Genomic DNA, 16,719 nt, shown 5'->3' on the forward strand with positions numbered 1-16,719 from the left:
GATTGAAGATTATTTTTTCTGTTCAAGAAACGATGTTAATAAACTGGCATACTGAAGTTTCACCTCATCCTCAAAGCTGTCAAGATAATTTTCCGTCGTTCGAATATCCTGATGCCCCAAACTCTCACTGATGAATTCAATAGGCGCTCCGGATCGCTTTAAAACCGTACTGAACGAATGTCGAGCGGTGTAAGTCGTTATTTCTTTGTTGATACCCAAGGCCTCAGCGATCCGGCCGATATATTTATTAATGGTCTTGACAAATTGCTGCACGGCTGCTAATTCCCGTTCGGCGCTCATACCAGGTTCTAGAATACCAAAAACGTACCTATGCGGTGTAGCAGGTTTTTGTCCCCATTTAGTGATAATTCGCCAAACATCGTCCGTAATAGCTACCACGATCGGCTTTACTTCTCGTTTGGTCCGCTCAGTTTTTGCCCGAACAAATCGAATTTGTTTTGATCCAATTTGCTGATATGTCAATCGGCACATATCCTTTGGGTTCATCCCATTGCAGAGGTAAGAGAAAAGCCATAGATCTCGAGCTCGATCTTCCGCACTCATTGGCTCAGCCTGGTAGTGGAATATCTTCTCGATATCAGCAAGGGTAAGTGCCTTCTTTACATTTCGACCTGTAGGGATTTGGTACCGGCGCTTTGTAAACGGATAATTTTCCCGGTCAATGCCCCCGTCTTCGATCGCTCTGTTATAAATTGTCCGTAGTGATCGCAAATAAATACCAACAGTAGTAATAGAATTGCCAATACTTAACATCCATTTTTCAAATCCTTGTAACCATTGAGGGGTAACATCACGATAAGATAGCAGAGCTTTGCTTTGGTGGTAATTTTGTATAGCGTTTAGAGCACATCTGTAACTACTTCCCGTTCCCGCTCGACCTTCGTTGGTAAGCTGCTCAATGTAACGATCGAATCCTGCAAATACACTGTTGGATGGAGCTTCTACTGTACCTGCATAACGAGTCTCAAATTCTTCAAACGTAAATACTGGTAAATCGCGAATAACCTTTTCGGCCCGCTTGCATGCAGTTTCGAGTAAAGCCTTAGTATCCTTGATGAAATCTTCGCGAGGTTTTGGTTTGCCAACTTTTTCCCACTGTGATTCCGTTAAGTTGATGTTGGTCGTGTAGTACTGTTGCTTCCGTTTGAAAGTGACCCGTAATTTGACCGGATAAGTACCGTCATTCTTCTGGCGCCGGGTATCTAGGTATAGGCTGACAATCCCACTCATAAAAGCTTCTTGATGGTTTGTCAACTTGAGATCGGCTGAGTTACCGATAATCAGAAGGTTAAACCATTTGCATACAAATTTGCATACAAATAGCTCATAAAAACAAGTGGGAAGACGAAAAAATATCATTAATAATTACTTAATTACCTGTTTATTAGTCTTATTACGAAACGAGGACGAAGTAATGAAAAACAAAAATTTCTGACTGTTAATCAGAGGGTCGCTGGTTCGAGCCCAGCTTCGGGAGCACTTGATGTTTTCAGAGTTAGTTAACCGCCCTCGAAAGGGGCGTTTTTTTGCTTTATAGGCATTTTCTATCTGTTCATCGGGCCACCTAAGCGAGGTTTAAAAGGTAGACAGTTCATCATTCTGCTGCTGCATCAACTTTTGAATAGCGGGCGGCAGGTCGGGGTCTTCACCCCGCAGCCGCAATACGGCCAGTTCCTTCATTTTCGATTCGAAGACAATATCCACTTCTTTCCCATATGTATGAACCGGCGAATAGAGCCAGTCGGCATGGGCTTCACGTCGGGCGTGGGAATCCTCCCGATCCTGACGCGAATCTGAGTAGTGGAAAACCGGTCGGACATCCCAGGTGGCGTATGCGGTCAGGAATGCTTCTTCTTCGGTCTGGTAGCCGGGATTCAGCGAATGGTGAAAATAATCGAAGACAACCGGAATGCCGATGGCTTCGTAAATCGGCACCAGATCAGCCACCGTATACAGGCTGGTCCGGTCGTCATTTTCTACCGTCAGCCGGGCGCGCAAGTTGGCCGAAAGCAAGCTAAAATTCTGCGCAAACCGCGCCAGCGTGGCGGTTTTATCACCGTATGTCCCGCCCACGTGAATGTTGATCTTGTTCCAGTGGGAGGGTTTGAGTCCCATGAGGTCGAACATCTCCGACTGATACTCCAGATCTTTGAGGGTATTGGCCAGCACGCTGCCCTGGCCGGCCAACTGATTGAAGGGGCCCGGGTGCGTGGTCAGGCGAATGGGCCGACGGCCGATTTCTTCCAAGGTGGCCCGAATTTCGGTGAAGTCCGGCAGATCGGCGATGCGGTACTCGGACGCCCACGGAAACAGGTCCGACGAAATGCGAAACAGCCTGAAACCGTGCTCGATATTCCAGTCAACGATCGCTAACAAATCCTGTACGTTTTTCAGTGCCAGTTCGGAAGCATACGCCAGGCCTTTTTGGACAAAGGTCTTTTTGATCATGCCCCGATTGGTCGTGATCTGGCGGGCTTGAAGGGTCAGATTAATACAGGCATAGCCCATGTTGAGTAGCGTCGGCGTCATGTTGCTTTAACCACAAACCGACCCGTACGGTTTTGCAAAACCGGCGACTTCCTGCTTCCCACCGGGGACTTTAGGATACAGAGTACAAGTCAGTACAACCTACACACCACCTCCAAACCACCCTTCCACGAATTGTGTGACGCCATGGCAGGTCAATCATGGGGCTTTATTAGTACATTCGCGAAACCGAATTGGCCTGGGGTACCTTCCCGTTAGTTTATGTTAGATCAATACAAACAGCAGCAACCGTACCTGGTGGCGCTGGATTCCATTATTTTCGGGTTCGATGGCGAAAGCCTGAAAGTGTTACTGGTAAAACGGGGACTGGAAGAAAAAACCTGGTCGCTGATGGGCGGCTGGTTGCAACCCGAAGAAAGTCTGGAGCAGGCAGCTAGCCGGATTTTATTTGACCTGACGGGCCTCACGAACGTGTATCTGGAGCAACTTCACGCCTTTGGGAATCCGGATCGTGACCCGATCGTTCGGACGGTTTCGGTGGCCTACTTTTCGCTCGTTAAGATTACTGATTACGAGTCGAAAATCTCGGGGGCCTTCCAGGCCCAGTGGTTTTCGATCTATGATTTGCCCCCCTTGCTCTTCGACCACGGCGATATGGTCGACCTGGCCATCAAGCGGCTGCGCTACAAAGCCGCCCAGCACCCGATCGGTTTTGAACTCCTGAACGATAAATTTACGATTCCCCAACTCAAGAAACTCTACGACGCCATCTACAATACTGAGTTCGACAAACGAAATTTCAGCCGCAAAATTCTGTCGACCAACTTGCTGATCAAATTGACGGAAAAACAGAAAGGATTCTCGAAACGTGGTGCCTTCTACTACACGGTCGACGCCGAGAAGTACCACCTCGTCTCCGATTCGTTTTTGAACTTTATCCCCAATTAATTACCTATTTCCGCGAACACTTCCCGGCATAATCCTATTCTTCTCAAGGATAAGAAAATTTTGTCGAAAAATTTTTTAGTTGTCTTATTGACAATTAAAAAATAAGCGTCAACTTTACAATTATTATAAAGTGTCAGAATGACACAAGTAAACGATGCCGGTTTTGCTGACGCTGCGGACTGGCGTTTGGTCCCTTTGGCGTTCAACCCGATCCAGCGAAAACGCTTTTTAACCCGTTCGGCCTAAAATCCTCCATTAGAACCCCTGAATTGACCATTATTTAACCAACCTACAACGCATGACAACCATTGCATTAGGAGAAAAGACGTATTTCAAAGGAATTGAAGCCATCGCCTACGAAGGCCCCAAATCGAAGAATCCGCTGTCGTTCAAATGGTATAATCCCGATCAGCTCATTGGTGGCAAAACCCTGCGGGAACAGCTACGCTATGCGGTTAGCTACTGGCACACTTTCACCGGAGCGGGCGGTGACCCCTTCGGCCCCGGAACGCGCGTTTTTGCCTGGGATCAACACGCCGATGCCAACGTACGGGCCCGGATGCGGATGGATGCGGCATTTGAATTCATCACCAAGCTGGGCGTTCCCTACTACTGCTTTCACGATATTGATCTGGTCGATGAAGGTTCCAGCGTGCAGGAATACGAAAAACGCTTGCAGAACATTGTCGAATACGCCCAACAGAAACAGAACGAAACCGGCGTGAAACTCCTCTGGGGCACGGCGAACGTTTTCTCGAACCCGCGCTACATGAACGGAGCGGCTACGAATCCGGATTTCGCGGTGCTTGCCTACGCCGGAACGCAGGTCAAAAATGCCATCGATGCCACCATTACGCTGGGTGGTGAAAATTACGTCTTCTGGGGTGGTCGGGAAGGCTATATGTCCCTGCTGAACACCAACATGAAGCGGGAAATCGAAAACCTGGCGCAATTCCTGACCATGGCGCGGGACTACGCCCGGAAGCAGGGCTTCAAAGGGACGTTCTTCATCGAACCGAAACCGATGGAACCGACCAAACACCAATACGACTTTGATGCGGCAACGGTGATCGGTTTTCTGCGGCAATACGGTTTGGACAAGGATTTTCAGTTAAACATCGAAGTGAACCACGCCACGTTGGCGGGTCACACGTTCGACCACGAATTGCAGGTCGCAGCCGATGCCGGTATGCTGGGCAGCATCGATGCCAACCGCGGTGATAACCAGAACGGCTGGGATACCGACCAGTTCCCGATCAATCTCTATGAATTGGTGGAAGCGGCTTTGGTCATTCAGCAGGCCGGTGGCATCAAACCGGGCGGTATCAATTTTGACGCCAAAGTTCGCCGGCCTTCCACGGACCTGGACGATCTGTTCATTGCCCACATCAGCGGCATGGACGCTTTTGCACGGGCTTTCATCGTAGCCGATAACCTGCTGCGCGATTCCGACTACCTCAAATTCCGGACGGAGCGGTATGCTTCCTTTGACGAAGGGCAGGGCAAAGCCTTCCGGGAAGGAAAACTGACGCTGGAAGACTTGCGCAGCTACACCGTCGAGAAGGGTGAGCCGCAAGCCCGGAGCGGAAAGCAGGAATGGTTGGAGAGTCTCATCAATCAGTACATCTGATCGGTTAGCGGGTTCCGGCTCACCTCCTGGTTGGCTTAATCAGGAGGTGAACCGTACCACAATTTGTATCGTGCTTTTATCCATATTCCATCCAGCAAGCTCTATGACTTTCCAGGACCAGGCGTTATGGCGATCCTTTCGTGAAGGCGAAAAAAAGGCATTAGGTCAATTGGTTGAGCGCTACTACCGCGTGCTGAAGCACTATGGATTAAAATTTAGGGTGGATGAAGCCGTGGTGGAAGACGCCATTCAGGAGTTGTTCCTGCAACTCTGGCAAAACCGCCTGCAGATCAATGAAACCGAATCGGTTAAACATTATTTATTAAAAGCCCTGCGGCACCACATTCTGCAATCGGTACGGCTACAGAAACGGCTGGCCTTTGAGGAACTGGATTGGGACACGTCCATCCCGGACGAAGCTGATTCTGAAACGCTACTGATTCATCAGGAATCCTTCGCCAGCCTGACCAAAGCCATACAGGCCCAGTTGGCTTCTCTGCCCGCTCGTGAACGGGAAGCCTTATACCTCCGCTATTACGAGAATTTATCCATTCCGGAGATTGCCGAGACAATGCACGTCAACCGGCAATCCGTTTCTAATTTCCTGCAAAAAGCGCTCAGTAAATTGCGCAGTCGGTGGCTGGCTCCCCTCTCCTACCTGATTTGTATTATTTTTTAAAAAAATTTCCTTTCAGAAGGGTATCGTTCGGCTCTATCTTCATACTATCAATGAAAATAAGCGAAAAGTACCAATGGGCCTGCCACATGACGATCTTTCGAGCGTTGAAGATTTCTTAGGAAATGACGCTTTCCGGACCTGGATTACCGAAAAACGGCCGGAGGATCAAGCGCTGTGGCAGACCTGGCTGGCGCTGCATCCCGAAAAAAGAGAACTCTATGAGGAGGCTGTGGCTACCTTTCTGGTTCTCCAGGGAAAAACCGCAACGATTACGAAGGAAGCGGTAAAAGAAAAATCCGAAGCCATTCTGGATCAGTTGCCCGATGCTTCAGGGCATCCGTTCCTGTTTCGCAGGCAGTGGGCGCAATGGCTGTCGGCCGCAGCCGTCGTTGGTCTGCTGGTCTGGTGGCAACTCGGCAAACCCGTTTTGCAATCCGCAAACGTTACCAGAAATTCCGAAGAGCAGGCAGTTCGTGCAGAAAGCTGGAAATTGGTAAAGAACACCACCAACCAGAGTCGGGTCGTGCTCCTGCCGGATCATTCGTCGGTGTTGCTGTCGTCGGGTAGCCAGGTGCGGTTTCGGAAACAGATGAAGGCTGGATCCCGGGAGGTTTATCTGGAGGGCGAAGGCTTTTTTGAGGTAACCAAAAATCCGACCCGGCCTTTCATCGTCTACACCCACAACCTGACCACGAAAGTACTGGGAACCAGCTTCCAAATCCGTTCTTTCGACCAGGAAACCACGGCGTTTGTTAAAGTAAAAACGGGCAAAGTAACGGTTTCGACCGTTCAATCGCCGGAGAAATCGGTTGTGCTGACGGTGAATGAAGAACTTCAGGTCGGTGCCCCGTCCAGTCCATTGGTGAAGCAGAAAAGCCTGCTGGTAGACGAACAGCCATTCGCTCCCGTCACGCAGCACTATGTTTTCAATTATAAACCGGTAACCGAAATTTTTGATCAATTGGAAGCGGGCTATCATATGCCGATCCAGTATGAACGGAACCTACTTAAGAATTGCACGTTCACCGGTCAACTGAACGACGTCCCTTTTCTTGAAAAAGTCCGGTTGATCTGCCTAACCATCGAGTCTACCTACGAACTGGTTGATAATCAGGTAATCATCCATAGTCGAAGCTGTGATTAATCGCGTTTCTATTCTTAACCACCCTATTCTTATGATCAAAACAACTCGCTCTCTCCTACCCTAAAAGGGGATTACCCCCGCTTCACGTTTTTACGACCCTTTGTGTCAAGCCACCCATTCTCCCTCAACAGGAGGGTTCAGGAATCATTTTGCCCTTATTTTTTAAACACGTTAAAAACGCATACATCGATGCCTTACTTTTTAACCAATCGCAGCGTTTGGATCAGGATGATGAAAATCTCAAGCCTGCAGATCTTGCTGGCGCTCACCCTGATCAACATCAGTTTTGCTGTTGATAGCAAAGCCCAGGAGCTTCTGAACCGGCGCATCAGTCTTTCGATTCAAAATCAGGACGTGGAGACCACGATCAAACAGATTGAAGAACAGGCTAAAGTTCAGTTTTTGTTCAGCCGGGAAATTATTCAATCCAAGCGAAAAGTTACTTATCAGGCGAAGAACGAGCCGCTTCAAACCGTTCTGGAGCAGATCTTAACGCCACTGAATTTAAACTATGAAGTGGTCAATCAGCAGATTGTCATCAAACGAAATGCGGCTACCCTTCTCCCGAATAAGCTGTCCGGCGAGGTGATGACGGAACAATCACAGGATGTGCAGATCACGGGGAAGGTCACGGCCGAAAACGGGGAAGGGCTGCCGGGCGTAACGATTCAGATCAAGTCGGCGACCCGGGGAACCACCACCGACGGCAATGGCGATTACCGGCTTTCGGTGCCATCGGCCACAGGAACTGTGCTTGTTTTTTCCTATATCGGCTATACTACCAGGGAGGTAACTGTGGGGAGTCAGACGGTTGTGAATGTTGTTTTGGCGACGGATAATAAAACGCTGGATGAGGTGGTGGTGGTGGGCTATGGGGTTCAGCGGAAACGCGACGTGACCGGTTCGGTGGTTTCGGTCAATGAAACCACGCTGAAAGAGGTTCCGGCTCCCAACCTGGTGAACCAGTTGAAAGGCCGGGCTGCCGGGGTTTCCATCATTAGCAACGGTTCTACGCCGGGTGCTCAGGGGCAAATCCGGATTCGGGGCAACCGGACCCTGACGACGAGTTCGGGGTCGAGCGACGGGCTCGATGGCCCGCTGGTGGTGGTCGATGGAATCCCCTTTGGCGGACTCAATGACATCAACCCCGATGACATCGCCAGTCTCGAAATTCTGAAAGATGCTTCGGCAACGGCCATTTACGGTTCAAGAGGATCAGGGGGTGTCATTCTGATTACCACCAAACGGGGTAAGGTCGGAAAACCGGTATTCAGCTACGATGGCTATCATGGGGTGACCAACATCATGGGCAAGTTCAACGTCATGAATGGAACGGAATATGCCCGGTTTAAAGACGATGCGACCAAATACAACCGCACCAGCCCCGGCACAACCGCTTATCCGCTTACCCAGAAGGAAAAAGATGCCCTGGCGGCCGGTGTGTCTACCGACTGGCAGGATTTAATTTATAAGCCCGGTTTCAACACCAACCACCAGTTGAGCATGGTCGGCGGGGTTGAAAACACGCAGTATTCGCTGGGTCTGGGTTATTTCAATGAAACCGGGATTATTCCCAGCCAAAAGTTTGAACGCTACACCATCCGGGCGACGGTCGACCAGCGCATTGGCAAGCGGATCAAGATTGGGTTGAACACCCTGAATACGCTGACCTACACCAACACACCGGGTGGTGGCGGTATTCCCGGCGGTTTGGTGCGGCAAACGCCCCTGGCCGCGCCGTACAATGCCGACGGTTCGGTCAACCTGTTCCCGGCCGAAGGCTCCATCGATGCCGCCGGGGTTAGCCCGTTAACGATTCTGACCAAAAAAGATTCGTACCTGGGCCGCACGCGGGCCTTGCGAACGTTTAATAGCCTATACGCGGAGGTGGCTATTTTACCCGGCCTGCGGTACCGGATGAATGCCGGGTTGAACTTCAGCCAGTCGAACTACAACGGCTACAATGGCCCACTGACCTATTTTAACAGTGCCACGGTTCAGTCGTCGTCCAATGCCGAAATCAGCAATACCGAGTACTGGGACATCAACCTCCAGCACCTGCTGTATTATGACAAGACGTTTGGCAAGCATAAAATCGGCGTTACCGGGCTGTATGAAATTACGAAAAACCATTCGCTGGGCAGTCGGTTCACGATCACCGGCGTTCCGGCCGATTACATCAAGACGTCTAATTTCTCGCTGGCGTCCGGCACGCCCGTTGCCAACTCGGACTTTGGCAACTCGTTTTCCGAAACGGGTCTGCTTTCCTACATGGGTCGGGTCAATTACAGCTACAACGATCGCTATCTGTTGACCCTGACGCTGAGACGCGACGGTTCGTCCACGTTGTCGCCGGGAAACCAGTACTTTAATTACCCGGCCATTGGCGCTGGCTGGAATATCATCGAGGAAGGCTTTATGAAAGGCGCCCCATTCATTTCGAACCTGAAACTGCGGGGAAGCTGGGGTTTGTCCGGAAATCGAAACGTGGGAGCCTATGCAACCCTGGGGGCTTTGTCGGCGGGGTATTACAATTTCGGAACGGGCACGGCGGGGCAGCAGTTGGCCTACACGGTTACCAGTCTGCCGGCAACGGGTCTGGGTTGGCAATCGACCTCGCAGGTGGATCTCGGGATTGATTTTGGCTTCCTGAATAACCGCATCACGGGTTCGGTGGATTGGTATCACCAGCAAACGAAAAATATTCTACTGTCCGTTCCGCTGCCACCGAGCAACGGAGCCGGGTCGACCCTGAAAAACCTGGGACGCACGGAAGGGAAGGGATTGGAAACCGCACTGACGTTCGAGATTTTCAGGAACCCGAAAGGCTTCAACTGGAGCGCCGATGTGACGTATTTCTTCAACCGGGAGAAAATCACGCAGCTGACGACGCCGACCGAACTCGCCAATTTAGGAGCAGGGTGGTTTGTAGGCCAACCGCTTTCGGTCATATTCGACTACAAAAAAATCGGTATCTGGCAAACAGCGGATAAAGAAAACGGCACGCTCGCCAAACAGACCTCCCCCACGCAGTTTCCGGGCCAGATCCGGGTGGAAGATTTGAATGGCGATGGGAAGATTGATGCGGCTGACCGGCAGATTCTGGGCAATTTTCAGCCCACCTGGGAAGGCGGCATCACCAACCGGTTCAGCTTCAAAAACTTTGATTTGTCGGTTGTGACCTACGCCCGGATGGGCATGAAGGTGATCGTGCCCTATCTGACGGGTAATTCCACGGGGTCGGGCGGGTTTGCGTTCTTCAACCAGGGCCGGGTCAATCAGGTAAAAACCGATTACTGGACCGAAACCAACCCGACGAATGCGTTTCCGGCACCGGATGCCGGTAGTGCCGTCGCCTATTTTGGCTCTACGCTGGGCTACTACGACGGTTCGTTCATTAAAGTTCGAAGCATCAACCTGGGCTATACCTTTTCCAGTCAGTTGATCCGGAAAATCGGGATGAACTCCGCCCGGATTTACTTCAACGCCACTAACCCGCTGATCCTGTATTCGCCCCTGGTGAGAGACAACCTGGCCGTCGATCCGGAAGGAAACAGCTACGCCAGTGGTCAGTCGACCCTGAACCCGCAGGGAGCCAGCGAACGCGGAACGCCGGAACGTCAGATCTCTGTCAATCTGAACAACCCGCCCGTACGGCAATTCACGCTGGGGGTAAATTTTAAATTCTAATCCTGGATCGAACCATGAAAACACTAAAAATCTGGTCCATCATTGGCCTGACCGCGTTGCTCAACACGGGCTGCGAAAAAATACTGGAGGAGAACCCCCAATCCCAGATTGTCCCTTCCTATTTCAATAGTCCGTCCGGCGTATTGGGCGGTATTGCCGGGGTCTACAACGACATCCGGGGCCAGTGGGGCACCGAAGGGTTTACGGTCGAAATGCAGGCCGGAACCGATGAGTTTTTGCAGGGAGCCAGCAGCGGGGGCGTCCCACCCTATACCTACAATGGCCTGAACAGCAGCAACTTCGGCTCAGCTTGGGGCGTCGCTTTTCAGGACATCAACACGCTGAACGGCGTTCTCAAATACGGTCAGACGACCGATTTGCCGGAGGCAACCCGGAAGCAGTATCTGGCCCAGGCGAAGTTTTTGCGGGCATTCTGGTACTTTTATCTGGTACAGACCTGGGGCGATGTTCCGCTCAGCACCGAATTTATTACCGTGCCCTCCCAGGCAGCCTCCCGCCAGCCGGTCGCTCAGGTGTATGAATTGATTATCAAGGACCTGACCGAAGCAGCCGCCGATTTGCCCAACCAGCCGACCGCCCCGTTTCTGGGAAAAGCCGCAACCAAACCGGTGGCGCAACTGCTGCTGGCGAAGGCATATCTGACCCGGGGCTGGCTCAACAATACGACCGCCGATTTCACACAGGCAGCCACCCTCTGTGCCGACATTGTTGCCAATAAAGCAACGTACGGTCTGGATCTGTGGCAGGATTACGGCGATGCGTTTGTGCCGGCCAACGACTACGGCAAAGAAACCATGTTTGTCAGCGATCACATGCTCGACCCAAAATACGGCTATTATCAGGTGGGTGGTGCGGCCGGTGGTGGGGCTGCTCAAAACCTGACGCCCTGGTTTACCAACTGGAATTACCCCAACAACAGCGGTATCAACTCCTTCAAAAGTGCTGCGGGCGCCTACGTCAACAGCGGGACCTCGCTGATGATCCGGGATTCGCAGTATGGACGTCCGTATACCCGGATGCGCCCCAATAGCTACAAATGGCCTTCAGGCCCCAATGCCGGGAAGAACTACTTTCTGGATCAGGCGTTTACGAACCGGACGGTCGATTCACGGTTTATCAATTCGTTCTATACGGTGTACATTTCCAATACCGCCGTTACGAACACCGCAACAGCCGCCAACAACAAACGGGGCATTGGCTACACCACCGTCGTGGGAGCGGATACGGCCGTTTGGCTGCCCGACTTCGAGGTGGAAGGTGCTCCCCAGTTCGTCGGAACACGGCCTTTCAAAGGGCTGGTTGTACCACCGAGCTTGTGGGACAACGGCATTTTTCCGGCGTTGAAGAAATTCATGGACCCCAGCCGGGGGGCCAACTTCAACGACCCGTCGACCCGCCCCTGTGTGCTGTACCGCTTTGCCGATGTGTATCTAACAGGCGCTGAAGCCTACCTGAAAGCGGGCGATGCCACAAAGGCGGCTGCAATGCTGAATACGGTTCGGCAACGGGCGGCTTTCCGGAAAACCAATACGGCGGCTCAAAATGCGTCTGCCGTAACGGCCATGACCATTGCACCGGCTGAGGTAACGGTTGATTTTATTCTGGACGAACGCACCCGCGAACTCTTTGGCGAGTGGCAACGGTGGCATGATCTGGTCCGGACCCGTTCGCTGGTGCGACGCGTGAAAGCCTGGAATCCGGAAGCGGCTGCCAATATTCAGGATTTTCACATGCTGCGGCCCATTCCCCAGTCGCAAATCGACCGGGTGGTGGAAGGGCCGAAGTTTCCGCAGAATCCGGGTTATTAATAGGTGAAATAGTAGTGCAAAATGTAAGGGGCATAGACCATGGTCCCCTTACATTTTTTTGATTTAAATACCCACAACGGATGCGACGATTTCTCTTTCTGGTTTTTATGGCTAGTTCAATCCCCGGCTTTTCGCAGCAAAAGCCGGTATTAAAACTTTGGTATACCAAACCCGCCGACCAAACCTGGGAAAATGCCCTGCCGATTGGAAATGGCCAATTGGGAGCGATGGTGTACGGCAATGTGGAAAAGGAAACCGTTCAGCTCAATGAGCATACGGTTTGGTCGGGTGGCCCCAACCGGAACGACAACCCGGAAGCCCTGGCTTCGCTGCCCGAAATCCGGCAGCTCATCTTCGGGGGAAAGCAAAAAGACGCCGAGCGACTGGCCAACAAAACCATCATCACCAAAAAGTCGCACGGGCAGATGTTTCAACCCGTGGGCAACCTCCACCTTACATTCCAGGGGCACCAAAATTACACCGATTACTACCGGGAGCTGGATATTGAAAAGGCCGTTGCCAAAACGACTTACCACGTGGATGGCGTGCGGTATACCCGCGAAATCATCGCTTCCTTCCCGGATCGGGTGATCGTCATGCACCTGACCGCGAGCAAACCGGGGCGGCTTTCCTTTACGGCCTCCTTCTCGACGCCCCAGACCCAATCGACCATCAAAACCACCGCAGCGAAAGACCTGACCCTGGCCGGAACCACCTCCGACCACGAAGGCGTGAAAGGAATGGTGAAATTCAAAGGGGTGGTGCGCCTTAAAACCCAGGGCGGCAGTCTTTCCGCCAACGACAGCACCCTCACCGTAAAAGGGGCCACGACCGCAACGATTTACGTTTCCATCGCCACCAATTTCAATAGCTACAAAGACCTGAGCGGGGACGAAAACGCCCGCGCGTCGGCCTACCTGACCAAAGCGTATGCCAAATCGTATGCGGCCATTCTGAACGCGCACATCGCAGCTTACCAAAAGTATTTCAACCGGGTAACGTTCGATCTGGGGGCAACCGAAGCCACCCAGCTCCCGACCGATGAGCGGCTTAAAAACTTTCGGACGGCCAACGACCCTCAGTTTGTCGTACTGTATTACCAGTTCGGACGCTATTTGCTGATTTCGTCTTCCCAACCCGGCCGCGACGGCCGGTTCGCCGGTGCGATAGCGGGGCAACCGGCGAACTTGCAGGGCATCTGGAACCATAAAATGCGGCCACCCTGGGACAGCAAATACACCATCAACATCAACGCCCAGATGAATTACTGGCCGGCCGAAAAAACCAACCTGGCCGAACTGCACGAGCCTTTCCTGAACATGGTGCGGGAGTTGTCGGAAACCGGGCAGGAAACCGCCCGGGTCATGTACGGCGCCCGGGGCTGGATGGCCCACCACAACACCGACATCTGGCGGGCTACCGGGGCCATCGACGGGGCCTTCTGGGGCATGTGGACGGGCGGGGGCGGCTGGCTCAGCCAGCACCTCTGGGAGCATTATCTGTACAGTGGCGATCAAACGTATCTGGCCTCGATTTATCCCGTCCTGAAAGGAGCCGCGCAGTTTTACGCTGATTTCCTGATCGAGCATCCGACGTATCACTGGCTGGTGGTCAATCCGGGCAGTTCGCCCGAAAACGCACCGAAAGCCCACGCCGGTTCTTCGCTGGATGCGGGCACCACGATGGATAATCAGATTGTTTTCGACGCCTTCAGCACGGCCATTCGGGCCGCCGAACTGCTGAAAAAAGATGCGGCTTTTGTGGATACGCTGAAACAGAAACGGAGCCGGCTGGCGCCCATGCACGTCGGGAAATTCGGTCAGTTGCAGGAATGGCTGGACGACGTAGACGACCCCAACGACCACCACCGGCACGTGTCGCACCTCTACGGGTTATTTCCGTCTACGCAGATTTCGGCGTATCGGACCCCCGAACTGTTCCGGGCCTCCCGCACCACTCTGATGCATCGCGGAGACGTGTCGACCGGCTGGAGCATGGGCTGGAAAGTCAACTGGTGGGCGCGGTTGCAGGACGGCAATCACGCGTATTCGCTGATCCAGAATCAACTTTCGCCCCTGGGAGCCAACCCGGAGGGCGGAGGTACCTACAACAACCTCTTCGATGCGCACCCGCCGTTTCAGATCGATGGCAATTTTGGCTGTACGTCGGGCATCACGGAAATGCTGATGCAAAGTGCCGACGGTGCCCTTCATTTGCTGCCCGCTCTGCCGGACGTATGGCCTGCGGGGCGTATCAGCGGATTGCGGGCCATCGGCGGTTTTGAGGTGGTCAGTATGCAGTGGAAAGACGGCAAACTAACGAAGGTCGAAATTCGCTCGAACCTGGGGGGTAACCTCCGCGTGCGGGTTCCCCAGACCCTGAAGGGCGGCAACGGACTGGTATTGAACGAAGCGTCCGGTCCGAATCCCAACCCGTTCTACGGGGTCGAAGAAACGCCAACGCCCGTGCTTGCGTCGCCGGTGGCCCAAACCGCTCCCGCGCTGAAAGAAACCCGGCTTTACGATATTCCGACCCAGGCGGGAAAACTATATACGCTGGTGAGCCAGTAGCTTATCGATTGATTTTACTATGCTAAGGAAGATGAAAAAAAGCATTTGCGCGGCCGCTATCACGGCAGTTTGTTTGATTCTGAGTTCGACCGTTTTCGCCCAGACCACCACGCTGGTCAACCCGATTCTGACCGGTTTTTACCCCGATCCGAGCATCGTCAAGGTGGGACCGGATTACTACCTGGTGAGTTCGACGTTTTCGTATTTCCCCGGCATCCCGGTTTTTCACAGCCAGGATCTGAAAAACTGGAAACAGATCGGGAATGTCATCGACCGCCCTTCCCAGATGGATTTCATGGGCGAACGGCTGACGCGGGGGCTGTTTGCACCGGCCATCAGTTACTACAAAGGCACGTATTACCTCACCTGCACCGACATCGACCACGACGGCAACTTTGTGGTGACGGCCAAAAATCCAGCCGGGCCCTGGAGCGATCCGGTTAAAATCCCGCCGGTACGAGGCATCGACCCGTCCATTTACTTTGACGAAGCCGCCGACAAAGCCTACATTCTGTACAACAGCGACGCGCCCGACCACAAACCGCTGTATTCGGGTCACCGGACCATCCGCATGTACGAGTTTGATTACCAGAACTTAAAAGTAATCGGCGAAGAAAAACAACTGGTGAACGGGGGCGTGGACCTCAGTAAAAAACCGGTCTGGATCGAAGCGCCCCACCTCCTGAAACGGAACGGGTGGTATTACCTCTACGCGGCCGAGGGCGGTACGTCGGTCAACCATTCGGAAGTGATCCTGCGGAGCCGAGACGTCTGGGGGCCGTATATGCCTTTTGAAGGCAATCCGATCCTGACCCAGCGGGAATTGCCCGCCGACCGGAAAGACGCCATTACATCGGCGGGTCATGCCCAGTTTGTCGATGGCCCGGATGGCAAGATGTATTGCATTTTTCTGGCGGTACGGCCGTACGAGGGCGATTACTACAACACCGGTCGGGAAACGTTCATTGCGCCCGTCACCTGGACAAACGACTGGCCCATGATCGAGCATGGCGAGAAGGCAATTTCGTATAGCTATCCCGTTAATTACAAGGAAATTAAACAAAAGGGCGCGTTGCCGCAGTCGGGTAACTTCGCCTATACGCTGACGTTTGACAAGGAACTGGACCCGTCGCTGCTGTTCATGCGAACCCTCGACAAAAGCAGGTATTCGCTGTCGAAGAAACAGGGGCTGACGCTGAAACTCAAGCCTGAAACCGTGATGGAACTCGGCAATCCGGCGTTCATCGGGAAACGCCAGCAGCACCTGTTCAGCACGGCTGAAACCGAGCTGGATTTCACCCCAACATCGGAAAAAGAAAAAGCCGGGCTGATCATTCTTCAGGATGAGGGCCATTTCTACTTTCTGTGTAAATCCAAATCGCAGGATAAGGATGTGTTGCAACTCTACAAAAGCAAACCGCGCTCCAAGGAAATGGACCTGCTGACTGAAGTGCCGCTGACCGGAAAAACCGGAAAAGTGGGGTTACGCATCACCTCGCAGGGCGATAACTATGCGTTCCAGTATTCCACCGATGCTAAAAACTGGAAGCTTCTTCAGGACAAGGTGGACGGTAAATTCCTGAGTACCAAAGCAGCGGGCAGCTTTATCGGCTGTTTGTATGGAATGTACGCGACGTCGTCGGGGGAAGTCAGCACCAATTCGGCTTCGTTCCGGTACCTGACCTACGCGGGGGATGATCCGGTGTTCAAAAAATAAGCGG

Annotated in this window: 10 protein-coding genes; 8 read left to right on the top strand and 2 right to left on the bottom strand. The window is 52.7% G+C overall.

What is annotated here, in order from left to right:
- Positions 1-9 precede the first annotated feature (9 nt).
- Positions 10-1,251: a site-specific integrase gene (locus tag F0P93_RS20065; RefSeq protein ID WP_150879113.1), complete on the bottom strand. Its 1,242-nt coding sequence runs from the start codon at positions 1,249-1,251 to the stop codon at positions 10-12.
- 345 nt (positions 1,252-1,596) lie between these two features.
- Positions 1,597-2,550, bottom strand: coding sequence for a UV DNA damage repair endonuclease UvsE (uvsE, locus tag F0P93_RS20070; RefSeq protein WP_150879115.1), 954 nt, complete (start codon positions 2,548-2,550; stop codon positions 1,597-1,599).
- Between the two features lie 219 nt (positions 2,551-2,769).
- Between uvsE and F0P93_RS20075 the strand changes: the two genes are divergently transcribed.
- The 8 genes from F0P93_RS20075 to F0P93_RS20110 all read left to right on the top strand — a co-directional run bounded on the left by F0P93_RS20075 (position 2,770) and on the right by F0P93_RS20110 (position 16,715).
- On the top strand, positions 2,770-3,456 hold the full coding sequence (locus tag F0P93_RS20075) for an NUDIX hydrolase (protein ID WP_150879116.1): 687 nt from the start codon (positions 2,770-2,772) through the stop codon (positions 3,454-3,456).
- 298 nt (positions 3,457-3,754) lie between these two features.
- Entirely contained in the window at positions 3,755-5,086 is a 1,332-nt protein-coding gene (xylA, locus tag F0P93_RS20080; RefSeq protein ID WP_150879118.1) for a xylose isomerase, read from the top strand.
- 103 nt (positions 5,087-5,189) lie between these two features.
- Positions 5,190-5,765 carry an RNA polymerase sigma factor gene (locus F0P93_RS20085; RefSeq protein WP_150879120.1) on the top strand — a complete coding sequence of 192 codons (576 nt, stop codon included), beginning with the start codon at positions 5,190-5,192 and terminating at the stop codon, positions 5,763-5,765.
- Between the two features lie 73 nt (positions 5,766-5,838).
- The gene (locus F0P93_RS20090; RefSeq protein WP_150879122.1) at positions 5,839-6,909 is read left to right on the top strand and encodes a FecR family protein; all 1,071 of its coding nucleotides are present in this window, start codon (positions 5,839-5,841) and stop codon (positions 6,907-6,909) included.
- A gap of 231 nt (positions 6,910-7,140) precedes the next feature.
- Positions 7,141-10,599, top strand: coding sequence for a TonB-dependent receptor (locus tag F0P93_RS20095; protein WP_150879797.1), 3,459 nt, complete (start codon positions 7,141-7,143; stop codon positions 10,597-10,599).
- A gap of 14 nt (positions 10,600-10,613) precedes the next feature.
- Positions 10,614-12,428, top strand: coding sequence for a RagB/SusD family nutrient uptake outer membrane protein (locus tag F0P93_RS20100; protein WP_150879124.1), 1,815 nt, complete (start codon positions 10,614-10,616; stop codon positions 12,426-12,428).
- Positions 12,429-12,508: 80 nt separating this feature from the next.
- The gene (locus tag F0P93_RS20105) at positions 12,509-14,998 is read left to right on the top strand and encodes a glycoside hydrolase family 95 protein (RefSeq protein ID WP_150879126.1); all 2,490 of its coding nucleotides are present in this window, start codon (positions 12,509-12,511) and stop codon (positions 14,996-14,998) included.
- A 31-nt stretch (positions 14,999-15,029) separates the two neighbouring features.
- On the top strand, positions 15,030-16,715 hold the full coding sequence (locus F0P93_RS20110; protein WP_150879128.1) for a glycoside hydrolase family 43 protein: 1,686 nt from the start codon (positions 15,030-15,032) through the stop codon (positions 16,713-16,715).
- Positions 16,716-16,719: the final 4 nt, after the last annotated feature.

Source organism: Larkinella humicola (genome assembly GCF_008727875.1).
In the GTDB taxonomy this organism is placed as follows: Bacteria; Bacteroidota; Bacteroidia; order Cytophagales; family Spirosomataceae; genus Larkinella; species Larkinella humicola.